Genomic DNA, 14,379 nt, shown 5'->3' on the forward strand with positions numbered 1-14,379 from the left:
CCACATCCTTGGAATTGCGATATCAAAATTCGTACGCATACTGCTTTGTATCGATCACTCTTTTTCGATTGCGGCACTTAAAAATCTCATCGCCTCGACACAATCCTGTTGGCGAACTAAGTAATCAAATTGCTCGAGGTTGACTGGCAGCAGTTCTAACCATCGTTGACTAACCCAGGATGCATCGTCGAAAAAGCATTGGTCATACAACTCCCCAATTTGCGGGAACTGAGTATAGACCTTTTGTAATTGTAGACTGATATAACTTTGCTCTTCAGGAACAGACTTCACATCCCAACTTGGCAAATATTCAACTTTGGCAAAACGTAATCCATCAGACTCTACACGCACTCGCTTGGTCGCAAAGCGCTTGATACCAACCACAGTGATGCCAAGCAAGCCGTCGGGTAAAGATTCGAAATCAACGATTTTTACTAAAGCACCATTGAGTGACAGATCTCCGCTTGGGTGATGCTCGTCTTTTTCGTACAAACAGATACCAAAAGTTCCGTCTCCTTTACTCGCTTCAGTAACCAGTCGTTTGTAACGCGGCTCGAAAATTCTCAGGCGCATTTTTCCTTCTGGCAAAACCACTGACCCGAGTGGAAAAAGCATTATCTCTGACATGACACATCCCATTTTTTTGATTCAGTTATCAATACGGGATCAAGCTCATAAACGATCAGTCACCATATGTGTTGGTTATTTGATCGGCAGCAAATCAGAAATAAACGGTTGCGTAATCGATACCCGACTCACATTTTGTGCAAAAAAATGAAAGTTCAAATTCAAGTGCGTTTTTTGTCAATAATCGTGATCAAGATCTCTCTAAATTTAGAAAATTGCAGCAAACAGCACTTTCAATTGCGATAAATATCAATATTATTCCACCCCGAAAGCGAGCACAGCAACAGTTGTGCAACACAACCATAAACATCATGTTTCACATATTACGAGAGTTCACCTATGCGTAAATCACTTTTAGCTCTTGGCGTTGTTGCTGCAATTTCAGGCCAAGCTGTTGCAGCTGACTATTCAGATGACATCCACAAAAATGATAGCAAGTTCATCAACTTTAACTTGATGCACACAATCAACGAAAAACCGGGGAATACCGATCACACTTACCTAGAAATGGAATTCGGTGGTCGCTCAGGAATGTTTGACCTATACGGTTATGTTGATGTATTTAACCTAGATGACGATGACGACAGCGATAAGTCTGGAAGTGATCGCCTATTTGCAAAATTCGCACCGCGTCTTTCTCTTGATGCACTAACTGGCACAGACCTTTCTTTCGGTCCAGTTCAAGAGCTTTACATCGCTAACTACACGGTTATTGATGGCGGCGCAAAACACAAAATCAAAACTGACAAAGTTGAAAACGGTCAACCTGTTTACGACGAGAAAAATCCAGGCTACCAATCGATGATCGGTTTAGGTTCTGATGTAATGGTTCCTTGGTTTGGTAAGATGCAGTTCAACCTATATGCAAACTACGATATCAAACAGAAAGATTGGAACGGTTACCAATTCTCAACCAACTGGTTCAAACCATTCTTCTTCTTTGATAATGGTTCATTCATCTCATACCAAGGTTATCTAGATTACCAATTCGGTATGAAAGATGAGTACAGCTCGTCAAGCACTGGTGGCTCTATGTTTAACGGTATCTACTGGCACAACAAACAGTTTGCTGTAGGTTACGGCCTTAAACTATACGATAACGTATACGGCATCAAAGACAGCGACGCATTTGAGTCTTCTGGCGTAGGTCATTACTTCGCTGTGACATACAAGTTCTAAAATAAAAAAGGCACCGTAAGGTGCCTTTTTTATTTGCTTTCCAATTTCATGCCATTATCCTCTGCAACACTATTAGCTTGATGTGTAGCGTTGGATGAATATTACTATTGTGGGTCCGGGTGCGATTGGGTCGCTATGGGCAAGTTATCTGCATGACGCAGGACATAAAATCAGTTTATGGAGTCGCCACAAAGACGACACGTTGACGATTCAGCGTGATAGCTACCCTGCGCTCTCCTTGGCAAATAATGACACTCAGGCTTTAAAAAGTGCCGATGTTATTCTCGTTACCTTAAAAGCACCGTTAGTTAGCTCGGTATTGCATCAAATCAAGCCGCATATTGATGTTGATGCCATCATCATCTTAATGCACAACGGAATGGGCACCGCTGAAAGCGTAATGACGCTAATGCCCGAGAATCCCTTGGTTTTAGCCACGACAACCCATGGCGCCTACCGCCCATCTGCTACTCAAGTGCTGCATACTGGACAAGGTCAAACCTTACTCGGGGCGGTGAACGATAAAGCGCTACAATGTTCATTTTTAGCTGAAGTCTTTCATCATGCACTTAGCGATGTCGCGTGGCATGCAAATATCCGCCAAGCGCTTTGGAATAAACTGGCGGTTAACTGCGCGATCAACCCACTGACTGCGATACACCAAGTTCGCAACGGTGAATTGGCTCGCTCTGAATTTCGCGCTCAATTAGACGCAATCATCGATGAAGTATGTCACGTGATGGAAGCTGAAGAGATTGCCGTCGATAAAGCCAAGCTAACCGTGCTTATTGATCAAGTGATCCATTCCACCAGCAATAACTTCTCTTCTATGGAGCAAGATATTGCCCACCAGCGTTCAAGCGAGATAGACTTTATTACAGGTTACCTGCTGCAATGCGCCAGTAACCATGGGATTGATGTCCCAACTAACCAAGCCTTATACAAGGCAATTAAACAGATTGAACAAAGCTGGTAACGAGGTCATAAAACGATGAGTAAAAAAGTACTGGTTCCGATTGCCACAGGTACGGAAGAAATGGAAGCGGTGACCATTATCGATATGATGGTTCGTGCTGGCTATGAAGTGGTTGTCGCAAGTGCTGAGTCCGACGGTGGGCTTACCATGAAAGCCTCTCGAGGTGTCACCTTAACTGCTGACTGCCGCTTGGTCGATATCGCCGATGATGAATTTGATGCGGTGATTTTACCCGGCGGTGTCGGTGGTTCAGAAGCATTTCGAGATAGCACTGTGTTAGTCGAAATTGTGCGTCAGCAAATGTATGAGGGCAAACTGGTAGCGGCAATATGTGCAGCGCCCGCCTTGGTACTTGCTCATCACAACCTCTATCCAGATGCTCTGATGACTTGTCACCCAAGTTTTGAAAGCCATATCCCCGCGAAAAACTGGCGCGTTAAACGTGTGACTTATGATGTGAACCATAACCTACTCACCAGCCAAGGTCCGGGAACTGCGCTTGAGTTTGCCATGGAAGTGATCATCCGCCTATCGGGTAAAGCACATGCGTGGACAGTGGCCGAGCCTATGGTGACCATTCCGACTCTTCATTATCACGAAATAGGTGAAGCGTAATGTTTGACGTTGCTTCGATTCGCAGCCAGTTCCCTGCGCTGAGACAAGACATAAATAACCAGTCACTCGTCTATCTCGACAGCGCGGCGACAACGCAAAAGCCGCAAGTTGTGATTGATGCCATCAGCCAGTATTACAGTGCGCAAAATGCCAATGTGCATCGTGGTAGCCATAGTTTAACTGCTAAAGCGACCAGCCAGTTTGAAGCCGCGCGCAGCACAGTCGCCGAGTTTATCAACGCAGCAGACGAAAAAGAGATCATTTGGACTCGCGGTGCGACAGAAGCACTTAACCTAATTGCTCAAACCTACGCTCGCAATACGTTAAAAGCCGGTGACGAAATCCTGATTGGCGAGATGGAGCACCACGCCAATATCGTACCTTGGCAGATTGTCGCCGAGCAGACCGGCGCTCGCGTGGTGAAAGTACCAATGAGTGCTGATTGCCAGTTAGATTGTACCGCCTTCACCCAGTTGCTAAATGACAAAACCAAGATTGTCGCGCTTGCGCACACGACCAATGTGACCGGTACGCGTCAGCCGATTGAATCACTGATCCAACTTGCTCACCAGAGTGGTGCTGTGGTGGTGATCGATGCCGCGCAAGGCATTGTGCATGAAAAGATTGATGTCCAAGCTCTTAACGCTGATTTTTTGGTCTTCTCTGGTCATAAAATTTTTGCCCCAGCTGGAATTGGCGTGCTGTATGGCAAACTGGCGCACCTTGAAGCCATGCCGCCTTGGCATGGTGGCGGTAAGATGGTCGAAAAGGTTTCTTTTAGTGGCACAACGTATAGCCAATTGCCTGGCAAGTTTGAAGCTGGTACACCGAATGTCGCTGGCGCGATCGCATTGGCTAAAGCGATTGAATGGTATTGCCAATTTGAGCGCAGCCAAGTCGAAACGCACATTCATGGCTTAGTAGAGCAAACCTATCACGCACTTAATCAACATGATGATATTCGCGTGATCGGTTATCAGCCAAATGCTTCGGTGATTTCGTTTGTTGTCGATGGAGTACACCATCAAGACGTGGCGACTTTACTCGATCAACAAGGCATCGCTGTGCGCTCGGGGCACCACTGTGCTCATCCACTGATGGATGCACTTGGTGTCACAGGGACGATTCGTATTTCCTACGCGATTTATAACGATCAGCAAGACGTCACGCGAATATTGCAAGCAATTGATAAGTGTCTTGATATGCTTTAAGCACGTAAAAAAAGATAAACGCTAGATAGACAAAGAGCCTCAGGCGAGGCTCTTTTTTATATGCTGTCGATAATTATCGAGGGCAGATCTCTGACTCTGGAAAGAAGAATGCGATTTCACGCTCAGCAGACGCAGGGCTATCTGAACCATGAACTGAGTTGTAACGCATGCTCAGTGCATAATCCGCACGGATCGTGCCGCAAGCCGCTTCTTCTGGGTTAGTTTTACCCATTAACTCACGGTAGCGCACAATTGCATCTTCCCCTTCTAGCACTTGCACCATGATTGGTCCTGAAGTCATAAACTCCTTCAGTGCTGGGAAAAACTCTTTGCCTTCATGCTCAGCATAAAAACCACTCGCCTGTTCATCAGTAAGATGAACCATTTTCGCTGCTACAATGCTTAAACCTGCTTTTTCAATACGGTTGTAAATTTCACCAATCAGGTTACGTTTTACCGCGTCGGGCTTAACAATAGAAAAAGTTCTTTCTAGAGCCATAAGGTTTCCTTCTACTTCTCTTTTAATTATCAACGTACAGTCTAACTGCTGCTCAAGTTGTCAGTTTGTTTATTGCGTCAAAATGCGAGCTAGGGTACGTACACCCATACCTGTTGCACCTGGCGCTAATTTCACTGTTGAAGATTTACGGTATGTGCCGGCGCAATCGAAGTGCAGCCAACCTTTTTTATAGTCTTCAACAAAGAACGATAAGAATGCCGCCGCGGTACTTGCACCTGGACTAAAGTCACCACTACCAATGTTAGATAGATCAGCAAAATTAGATGGCAACATACCACGGTGGAAATCCGCCAATGGCAATGGCCACAAGCCTTCTTTCTCTTCACGTGCTGAGGTAAGCGCTTTGTGTGACAGTTCATCATCAAAGCTCATCAAAGCATGGTAATCGTTACCTAGAGCGTACTTCGCTGCGCCAGTGAGCGTTGCGCAGTCAATGATCAGCTCTGGTTTCTGCTCGCTGGCGTAGATTAGACCATCAGCCAGAACCAAACGACCTTCCGCATCGGTGTTCATTATCTCAACCGTCTTACCATTTTTGTAGGTAATGATGTCACCCAGTTTCAGCGCACGACCTGAAATCATATTCTCAGCACAGCACAAGATCAGTTTCACACGCTTGTTAAGACCGCGCATGATCGCCAGACCAAGACCACCAGTGATGGTCGCCGCACCGCCCATATCTGCTTTCATTGCTGTCATAAAGTCAGATGGTTTAATGCTGTAACCACCTGAATCAAACGTGATGCCTTTGCCGACTAAACACGCATAGACTGGCGCATTCTCATCACCCGTTGGGTTAAAATCCAGTTGCAGCATTGCAGAAGTGCGCTCTGAACCACGCCCTACCGCATAAATGCCTTCCCAGCCTTCGGTTAGCAGATCTTTATCTTTGACAACGCGCGCAGTTACGGTGCCTTCTGGTGCAACAGACTTAATGAACTCTGCAGCCATAGTTGCCAGCTGACGCGGTGCAACCTCTTCTGCTGATTTATTGATGATTTCACAAGTGAAATTAGTCGCCTTGATGCGCGCCTCTAGCTCCGCTTGATCAGCATCAGTCAGTGCAGACCAGGTAAATGAAGTGCTATTTTTTGGCTCACGGAAGCCTTGGTGGAAAGCCCAAACCCCCTCAAGATCCCAGCCTTCACCAGCTAGTGCAATCTGCTTAATACCTTGAGTTACAAATTGGCGTGCCGCTCTTTGAATTGCACCAAGATCGTGACCTTCTCCTTGATGGATGTGCGCGCCTTGTGCTGAAAATGACACAATCGCTTTGTCACCCCATTCTGGTGAAGCTACTTCTTGGGTTAAAAATACCGACATCTGTGTAGACATGGTTTCTCCTTGTCTGAATCTTTAGCATTGCCTGCCATCTACGCTGTGATGTTAGCATTATGTCAGGTAAAAATGTCAATTGGATAAAAAAACGGGCCAAAAGGCCCGCTTATTTTAATAAAAACTGTTAACTGTTCGATGTTTTCCAGCAGTTAATCTGCTTCATCCATCCAGCAAAGGATCACAGCTTCAAGGATCTTTTCATTTGAACGATTTGGTTCATCATCAAAGTCGTCCAACTCCAAGATCCACTGGTGCAGATCAGTAAAACGGACTGTTTTAGGATCTGTCTCTGGAAACTTATCGCAAAGCTCAATCGCGATATCGCGTGAATCGGTCCATTTCATTGCTCACTTCCTTATATTTTCGTTGAAGTAACTAACTACTGAATAACTAATTACTAACTCATTGCTTAACACGATACTCAGAATAATTGCAGTGCAGCTTAATCAAGCTGCAGCGCCTACTATAACGAGTGTTTAATGATCTTCTGAAGCGTGGTTAAGCGTATATTTCGGGATCTCAACCACGAGATCTTCATCCGCAACACGCGCTTGGCAACCTAAACGAGATTCAGGCTCTAAACCCCATGCTTTATCCAGCATGTCATCTTCAAGCTCATCACTCTCTTCTAATGAATCGAAGCCTTCACGGATGATTACGTGGCAGGTAGTACAAGCACATGACTTTTCACACGCGTGCTCAATACCGATACCATTTTTCAGTGCAACGTCTAACACGCTATCACCAGTCTTAGCTTCTAGTACTGCACCTTCAGGGCATAGGTCTTCATGTGGTAAAACGATAATTTTAGGCATGACTTCTACTCTTAAATATCATCAACAGATTGACCTGACAACGCAGCTCGAATCGATTTATCCATACGACGTGAAGCAAACTCTTGGCTTGCTTTATCCGTCTCTTTAATACCAACTTCAATCGCATCCGCATCATCACCATTACGTAGGGCAATCAATGCTTCAATCGCTTTCAGTAGCTCTTGGTTTTCTTGCTCAGATAGCAACTCATCGCCATCCATTTGCATCGCAGCGATCAAACCTTCAATCACGCGGTCTGCTTCCACTCGCTGTTCAGCCAGTGCGCGAGCTTGCATGTCTTCTTTGGCGTAAGTCATCGAATCACGTAGCATGTTTGCTACTTCATCATCACTCAAACCATATGAAGGCTTAACTTGGATTTCTGACTGCACGCCAGTGCTCTTTTCCATCGCAGTGACAGACAATAGACCATCAGCATCCACTTGGTAAGTGACGCGGATATGTGCAGCACCTGCCGCCATTGGTGGAATACCTTTGAGTGAGAAGCGTGCCAGAGAGCGGCAATCATCAACCATCTCACGCTCACCTTGCACCACGTGGACGCTCATCGCCGTTTGACCATCTTTAAAGGTAGTAAACTCCTGAGCACGAGCCACTGGAATCGTAGTGTTGCGAGGAATGATTTTTTCAATCAAGCCGCCCATGGTTTCAATACCGAGAGATAGCGGGATAACGTCCAGCAGTAGCATTTCAGAGTCTGGTTTATTGCCGACTAAAATATCCGCTTGAATGCCCGCACCAATCGCTACAACTTCATCTGGGTTAATGCTGGTTAGCGGTGTGCGGTCAAAAAATTCACCCACCATCTCACGGACTAATAGTGTACGTGTTGAACCACCGACCATAACCACTTCGTTGACTTCGTCTAACTCAACGTCGGCGTCTTTTAGCGCACGGCGACAAGACATCAATGTTTTCTTCACTAATGGATGAATCAGCTCTTCAAACTCTGCGCGAGTCACTTCACCTTGCCAGCCAAAAACATGTACGGCAACAGAGTCTTGCTCAGAGAAAGCTTGTTTAGTTCGTTGTGCTACATTTAGCAAGGTGCGATTTTGCTCCGCTGATAATGGCGCTTCTAAAGTAGTCTTCTCAAGCAAGAAATCTGCGAGTAGATGGTCAAAATCATCGCCACCTAATGCGGAGTCACCGCCAGTTGCCAGAACTTCAAACACACCTTTTGACAGGCGTAAAATTGAAATATCAAACGTACCGCCGCCTAAGTCGTAAACCGCGATGACACCTTCTTGACCTGAATCTAGACCATAAGCAATCGCTGCCGCGGTTGGCTCATTAAGCAAACGCAGGACATGCAAGCCAGCCAGTTTCGCGGCATCTTTAGTACCTGCGCGCTGCGCGTCATCAAAGTAAGCAGGAACGGTAATCACCACGCCCGCTAATTCTCCACCAAGGGTCTCTTCTGCACGCTGCTTAAGTGCGCTTAGGATATCTGCAGAAACTTCAATTGGGTTTTTATTGCCCGCTGCAGTGTGTAAAACAGGCAGACCATTATCGCTCGATAGTAGCTGGTAAGGTAGAGATGGGTAGCGCTGCTGAATGTCCGCTAATGAGCGACCAATCAGACGTTTAACTGAGATAATTGTATTGGCAGGATCAATTTCTGCCTGATCAAGAGCCGCTTGACCCACTTGTTTCTCTTCGCCTGTGTAGCGAACAACCGATGGCAGAATACGACGACCCTGAGCATCTTCTAACGGAGCAACGTCGCCACTGCGAGCAGACGCAACTAATGAATTCGTGGTGCCTAGATCAATACCAGCGGCGAGCTTATGCTCATGAGGAGCCGAGCTCTGGCCCGGTTCTGCAATTTGAAGTAGTGCCATTGTTAATCCTTGCTCTTGGGTTAACCGAGTAGTTTATCTTCAACTAACTCAATTTCATTTTTTAGTTTGGCAATGAATTTTAGTTTGCGAACGCCATCAGCGGCTTGTGCCCATTGGGCTTGATTTAATAGTTCTTCAACACAAACTAATTGTTGCTTGTACATCTTTGATACTTTGCCATCAAACTCAAACAGCGCCGATTCAGGATCTGCACAACCTGGGATCTCTTCAAGCTCTTCACGCAGTTCCATTTGTTCCATTAAAAACATCGGATCTTGCATGGTTTGCTGCTCTCCTCGGATCTCGGTGCCGTGCTCAGAGAGCAGATACTCTGCACGAGAGATAGGGTGTTTAAGCACTTGGTAAGCGTCATTGATTTGCGCTGCTTTTTGCACAGCTAGCAGGCGATCTCGCTCGGATGCTGTCGCAAAGTTATCAGGATGAAAACGCTTTTGTAATTCACGGAATTGAGAAGAAAGAAGGCTACCATCCAGTTCAAACTGAGTTGGTAGCCCAAATAATTCAAAGTGATTCATTAAAATCTGACCCTTGGTAAAGTCTCTCCTGTTCGCTTTGCTCAAACAGGAGAGCAAGAATTAAACGTTGAAGCTTTCACCGCAGCCACATTCGCCTTTTGCGTTAGGGTTATTGAATTCAAAACCTTCATTCAACCCCTGTTTCACATAATCAAGCTCTGTGCCATCTAAGTAAACTAGGCTCTTTTTATCAATGATAACGCTAACGCCTTTGTGTTCGAATACTTCATCTTCTTCGTTTACTTCATCGACAAACTCTAGCACGTAAGCCATACCAGAACAGCCTGTCGTTTTAACTCCAAGACGCAAACCAACGCCTTTCCCACGGTTATCTAGGAAAGCTCTTACTCGGCTTGCTGCTGCATCTGATAGTGTAATGGCCATACTGCACCTTGAATTTTGATATACCAATGAAATGGGAGCGACGCTCCCATTAATTTAGACGTCGATTTTACTGATGTTTTTTCTTGTAGTCAGCAACTGCCGCTTTAATTGCATCTTCCGCTAGGATAGAACAGTGTACTTTTACCGGTGGAAGCTCAAGTTCTTCTGCAATTTCAGAGTTCTTGATCGCTGCCGCTTCATCAATCGATTTGCCTTTAACCCACTCAGTCACAAGTGAACTTGACGCAATCGCACTACCACAGCCGTACGTCTTAAACTTCGCATCTTCAATAATGCCTTCTGGCGTTACTTTGATTTGCAGTTTCATTACGTCACCACAAGCTGGTGCGCCAACCATGCCGCTACCTACTGATGGATCTTCTTTGTCAAATGAACCAACGTTACGTGGGTTCTCGTAGTGATCAATTACTTTTTCGCTATATGCCATAATCTTTACCTCGAATCCTCTACATCAACTGGGAGATTTGCCGATTAGTGGTGTGCCCACTCAACCGTATCTAAATCAATCCCTTCCTTGTACATATCCCATAGAGGAGACATGTCACGTAGCTTAATAACGGCTACGCGAATTTGTTCAATTGCGTAATCCACTTCTTCTTCTGTGGTGAAACGACCAAATGAGAAGCGAACAGAACTGTGTGCCAATTCGTCGTTTAGACCAAGTGCACGAAGTACGTATGAAGGCTCTAGACTTGCCGATGTACAAGCACTACCTGAAGAAACTGCAAGGTCTTTTAATGACATCAGCAGTGACTCACCTTCAACAAATGCGAAGCTAACGTTTAGGTTGTGTGGAACACGTTGTTCCAAGTCACCGTTTACTGTTACCGCTTCTAGATCTTTCACGCCGTTTAATAGGCGGTTGCGCAGTGCCATCGCGTGATCGTAATCTTTTTGCAGATCTTCTTTCGCAATACGGAATGCTTCACCCATACCCACGATTTGGTGAGTTGGTAGTGTGCCTGAACGGAAACCACGCTCATGACCACCGCCATGCATTTGCGCTTCTAGGCGAATGCGTGGCTTACGACGTACGTACAACGCGCCGATACCTTTAGGACCGTAAATCTTGTGCGCAGAAAGAGAAATCAAGTCTACTTTAAGCTGTTGAACGTCGATTGGTAACTTACCTGCTGATTGCGCTGCATCAACGTGGAAAATCACTTTACGCTCACGACACAGTTCACCAATTGCTGCGATATCTTGGATAACACCGATCTCGTTGTTTACGTGCATGATAGAAACAAGCACTGTGTCTTCGCGCATTGCTGCTTCAAGTTTTTTCAGGTCAATCAGACCATTTGATTCAGGCTCTAGGTAAGTCACCTCGAAACCTTCACGCTCTAGTTGACGGCATGGGTCAAGTACAGCTTTGTGTTCTGTTTTGCATGTGATTACGTGCTTGCCTTTCTTTGAATAGAAGTGTGCAGCACCTTTAATCGCAAGGTTGTCTGACTCTGTCGCACCTGACGTGAATACGATTTCACGTGGGTCTGCATTTAGCAGATCAGCAATTTGCTCACGAGCATTGTCGACTGCTTCTTCGGCTTGCCAACCGTAACGGTGTGAACGAGACGCAGGGTTACCAAACGTACCATCCATCGTCATGTACTGAACCATCTTTTCAGCCACTCGAGGATCTACTGGGCAAGTTGCTGAATAATCAAGATAAATCGGCAGTTTCATTCTCTACTCCAATGTACATTGCTGACCGCTTAAGAGCGGACATTTAAATCCACAGCAGCACCAAATGCGGTGCGATTCGCTAGGCCGTGGTTCACCGCAAGGTCTATGTCTTGTCGGTCTGAAATTTCAATTACTTCGTTGTCATGCATCAACTCGCCAAGAGTGATGTTATTGAGGAAATCGCTAATACGTGAGCTTAAGTCACGCCACAATGTGTGTGTTAGACAGCGAGTACCACCTTGGCAATCTCCTTTGCCGTTGCATTTTGTCGCATCTACAGATTCATCAACAGCCGCAATCACAGTGCCAATAGCAATTGTGTGTGCTTCCGCGCCTAGGCGATAACCGCCCCCCGGACCACGAACACTGGCAACTAAGCCTGCTTTACGCAGCTTAGAAAAAAGCTGTTCTAAGTATGAAAGCGAAATACCTTGTCGCTCTGAGATGTCTGCTAGCGGTACTGGACTCTGCTGTGAGTGTAAAGCCACATCTAGCATAGCTGTAACCGCGTATCTTCCTTTAGATGTAAGTCTCATATAACACCATATCCACATCGTTCATGTGGTAACAAGTTTTTCATACCCGACAAAAATGGTCAAGTATTTATTTGACTATTTTAGTCAGGTATTTAACCCTAATATTAGTGTTAGATTAACGACTGCCGATTTTCTTCTCTACAGCAGTCAATACACCACGCAGTGTGTTGAGTTCTTGTAATTCTGGGCGAGCACGACTGAATAAGCGACGCAGCTTATTCATCACCTTGTTAGGTTGGTCTGCAGAGATAAATTGGGTATCAACCATCACTTTTTCAAGGTGTGCGAAGAACATTTCTAGCTCTTCGTGTCGAGGGTAGGCTTCTTGCGCTTGCTCAGTAAAGCCTTGCTTTTCTTGCTCAAGGAAAGCAACACGTATTTCATAGGCTATCGTCTGAACCGCCATTGCGAGATTCAACGAGCTGTATTCTGGATTGGCAGGAATACAAACATGGTAATGACAGGTTTGCAGTTCATCATTGGTTAGACCGGTACGTTCACGACCAAAAACAATCGCAACTTTACTAGTTTGTCCCTCGACAGCACACTTTTCGCCACACTCGCGAGGCTCCAGCATTGGCCACTCAAGTGTACGTGAACGAGCACTTGAACCAACGACTAACGCGCAATCTTTTACCGCTTCTTCTAAGCTATCTACTACCTGCGCATTTAACGCGATATCACTCGCGCCTGCCGCCAGAGCGATAGCTTGGCCATCCACCTCACACTCAGGTGCAACCAGTACCATGTTGCTTAGTCCCATCACCTTCATCGCGCGAGCCGCTGAACCAATATTACCGGAATGAGATGTACCAACTAGGACAACTTTAACGTTGCTGAGCATGAGAAATACCTATACCAAATTAAGTGGCGAGATATTATCACATTGCAGAAAAAAATGGTTAAAGTGATTCATATTTGCTTGCCAATAGTGCAACAATTAACCACTTCCCTTTGCTTAATATTCTGTGTATACTGCGCGGCGTTTTTCTGTTCTTTAACATCCGTTGGGAAATTTTGTATGCATCCAATGCTTAATATCGCTATTCGTGCGGCACGAAAAGCTGGCAACCATATTGCTAAATCACTAGAAAATGTTGAGAAGATCGAATCTACTCAAAAAGGCACGAACGACTTTGTTACTAACGTAGACAAGGAAGCAGAAGCACTGATCATCGATACAATCAAAGCCTCTTACCCAGAGCACTGTATCGTGGCAGAAGAAAACGGTCTTATCGACGGTAAAGATAAGGACGTACAATGGATCATCGACCCACTGGATGGCACCACTAACTTCGTTAAAGGTCTACCACACTTCGCTGTGTCTATTGCTGTACGCATCAAAGGCAAAACTGAAGTGGCGTGTGTTTACGACCCAATGCAAAATGAGTTATTCACTGCACAACGCGGTGCTGGCGCTCAACTAAACAATGCGCGTATCCGCGTTAAACAAGTTAAAGATCTGCAAGGTACTGTTCTTGCAACAGGTTTCCCGTACAAGCAAAAGCAACACTCTGAATCTTACTTTAAGATCCTAACTGCACTATTTGTAGACTGTGCTGACTTCCGTCGTACTGGTTCTGCTGCACTGGACCTATGTTACCTAGCGGCTGGCCGCGTTGATGGTTTCTTCGAGCTTGGTCTAAAACCTTGGGATATCGCTGCGGGTGAACTAATCGCTCGTGAAGCTGGTGCTATCGTAACTGACTTTGCTGGCGGTACTGAATACGTACAATCAGGCAACGTTGTTGCTGCAAGCGCTCGCGGCGTTAAAGGTATTCTTAAGCACATCCGTGAAAACGGTAACGCTGCAATGCTTAAATAATCGATCGACGTTTAGTGGTGTCTCGTCCTAAAATACGTTGACAGTTTTATGCTAAGCCAACTGCGTTAGCAGCTGGCTTTTTTCATGAACCTCATTTGGGGTTTTCATCCCGAGGCTAAGATGTGGTCTCATATTGTTATAGATACTAATAGACTCTTTTACTAGTTGGTTGAGCTCTTTGATGTCTTGACACCTATTGAGTAGGAACTCTTGTTTTAGTATCCCATTGACTCTCTCTGCTAACG

At 45.5% G+C, this 14,379-nt stretch carries 18 protein-coding genes; 5 read left to right on the plus strand and 13 right to left on the minus strand.

Going from position 1 to position 14,379, the window contains the following annotated elements; all coding sequences use genetic code 11:
- Nucleotides 1-54: 54 nt before the first annotated feature.
- Nucleotides 55-627, minus strand: coding sequence for an LON peptidase substrate-binding domain-containing protein (locus DPF93_RS12765; protein WP_114766529.1), 573 nt, complete (start codon nt 625-627; stop codon nt 55-57).
- 339 nt (nt 628-966) lie between these two features.
- On the opposite strand from DPF93_RS12765, the gene DPF93_RS12770 reads away from it, so the two are divergent.
- The 4 genes from DPF93_RS12770 to csdA all read left to right on the plus strand — a co-directional run bounded on the left by DPF93_RS12770 (nt 967) and on the right by csdA (nt 4,608).
- A complete protein-coding gene (locus DPF93_RS12770) occupies nt 967-1,806 on the plus strand; it encodes a nucleoside-specific channel-forming Tsx family protein (protein WP_114766530.1) in 840 nt (279 codons plus the stop codon).
- A gap of 94 nt (nt 1,807-1,900) precedes the next feature.
- Nucleotides 1,901-2,782, plus strand: coding sequence for a 2-dehydropantoate 2-reductase (gene panE, locus DPF93_RS12775; RefSeq protein WP_114766531.1), 882 nt, complete (start codon nt 1,901-1,903; stop codon nt 2,780-2,782).
- Between the two features lie 15 nt (nt 2,783-2,797).
- Nucleotides 2,798-3,397: a DJ-1 family glyoxalase III gene (locus tag DPF93_RS12780; RefSeq protein ID WP_114766532.1), complete on the plus strand. Its 600-nt coding sequence runs from the start codon at nt 2,798-2,800 to the stop codon at nt 3,395-3,397.
- Entirely contained in the window at nt 3,397-4,608 is a 1,212-nt protein-coding gene (gene csdA / locus DPF93_RS12785) for a cysteine desulfurase CsdA (protein WP_114766533.1), read from the plus strand. The genes DPF93_RS12780 and csdA overlap by 1 nt, the downstream gene beginning before the upstream one ends.
- Nucleotides 4,609-4,681: 73 nt before the next feature.
- Here the strand turns inward: csdA and ndk are convergent, their stop codons facing one another.
- The 11 genes from ndk to trmJ form a co-directional block, all read right to left on the minus strand.
- Entirely contained in the window at nt 4,682-5,107 is a 426-nt protein-coding gene (gene ndk, locus DPF93_RS12790) for a nucleoside-diphosphate kinase (protein ID WP_114766534.1), read from the minus strand.
- 69 nt (nt 5,108-5,176) lie between these two features.
- A complete protein-coding gene (pepB, locus tag DPF93_RS12795) occupies nt 5,177-6,463 on the minus strand; it encodes an aminopeptidase PepB (RefSeq protein ID WP_114766535.1) in 1,287 nt (428 codons plus the stop codon).
- A 152-nt stretch (nt 6,464-6,615) separates the two neighbouring features.
- The gene (gene iscX, locus DPF93_RS12800) at nt 6,616-6,810 is read right to left on the minus strand and encodes a Fe-S cluster assembly protein IscX (protein ID WP_114766536.1); all 195 of its coding nucleotides are present in this window, start codon (nt 6,808-6,810) and stop codon (nt 6,616-6,618) included.
- 132 nt (nt 6,811-6,942) lie between these two features.
- The gene (fdx, locus tag DPF93_RS12805) at nt 6,943-7,281 is read right to left on the minus strand and encodes an ISC system 2Fe-2S type ferredoxin (RefSeq protein WP_114766537.1); all 339 of its coding nucleotides are present in this window, start codon (nt 7,279-7,281) and stop codon (nt 6,943-6,945) included.
- 11 nt (nt 7,282-7,292) lie between these two features.
- Nucleotides 7,293-9,146, minus strand: a complete 1,854-nt coding sequence (hscA, locus tag DPF93_RS12810; protein WP_114766538.1) for a Fe-S protein assembly chaperone HscA — start codon at nt 9,144-9,146, stop codon at nt 7,293-7,295.
- Nucleotides 9,147-9,166: 20 nt separating this feature from the next.
- The gene (hscB, locus tag DPF93_RS12815) at nt 9,167-9,682 is read right to left on the minus strand and encodes a co-chaperone HscB (RefSeq protein WP_114766539.1); all 516 of its coding nucleotides are present in this window, start codon (nt 9,680-9,682) and stop codon (nt 9,167-9,169) included.
- A 60-nt stretch (nt 9,683-9,742) separates the two neighbouring features.
- Entirely contained in the window at nt 9,743-10,066 is a 324-nt protein-coding gene (gene iscA / locus DPF93_RS12820) for an iron-sulfur cluster assembly protein IscA (protein ID WP_114766540.1), read from the minus strand.
- A 67-nt stretch (nt 10,067-10,133) separates the two neighbouring features.
- On the minus strand, nt 10,134-10,514 hold the full coding sequence (gene iscU / locus DPF93_RS12825) for a Fe-S cluster assembly scaffold IscU (protein WP_005592829.1): 381 nt from the start codon (nt 10,512-10,514) through the stop codon (nt 10,134-10,136).
- Between the two features lie 44 nt (nt 10,515-10,558).
- Nucleotides 10,559-11,773, minus strand: a complete 1,215-nt coding sequence (locus DPF93_RS12830) for an IscS subfamily cysteine desulfurase (protein WP_114766541.1) — start codon at nt 11,771-11,773, stop codon at nt 10,559-10,561.
- A gap of 29 nt (nt 11,774-11,802) precedes the next feature.
- The gene (iscR, locus tag DPF93_RS12835) at nt 11,803-12,309 is read right to left on the minus strand and encodes a Fe-S cluster assembly transcriptional regulator IscR (protein WP_114766542.1); all 507 of its coding nucleotides are present in this window, start codon (nt 12,307-12,309) and stop codon (nt 11,803-11,805) included.
- Nucleotides 12,310-12,424: 115 nt separating this feature from the next.
- Nucleotides 12,425-13,153, minus strand: coding sequence for a tRNA (cytosine(32)/uridine(32)-2'-O)-methyltransferase TrmJ (trmJ, locus tag DPF93_RS12840; RefSeq protein WP_114766543.1), 729 nt, complete (start codon nt 13,151-13,153; stop codon nt 12,425-12,427).
- A gap of 177 nt (nt 13,154-13,330) precedes the next feature.
- Here trmJ and suhB point away from each other — a divergent pair, with 177 nt between their 5' ends.
- On the plus strand, nt 13,331-14,134 hold the full coding sequence (gene suhB, locus DPF93_RS12845) for an inositol-1-monophosphatase (protein ID WP_114766544.1): 804 nt from the start codon (nt 13,331-13,333) through the stop codon (nt 14,132-14,134).
- Nucleotides 14,135-14,185: 51 nt separating this feature from the next.
- Here the strand turns inward: suhB and DPF93_RS12850 are convergent.
- Nucleotides 14,186-14,379 (minus strand): integrase core domain-containing protein (locus DPF93_RS12850; protein WP_164675363.1); only part of this gene is annotated, 194 nt, incomplete at its 5' end.

The organism is Vibrio rhodolitus (assembly GCF_003350325.1).
GTDB classification, from domain to species: domain Bacteria; phylum Pseudomonadota; class Gammaproteobacteria; order Enterobacterales; family Vibrionaceae; genus Vibrio; species Vibrio rhodolitus.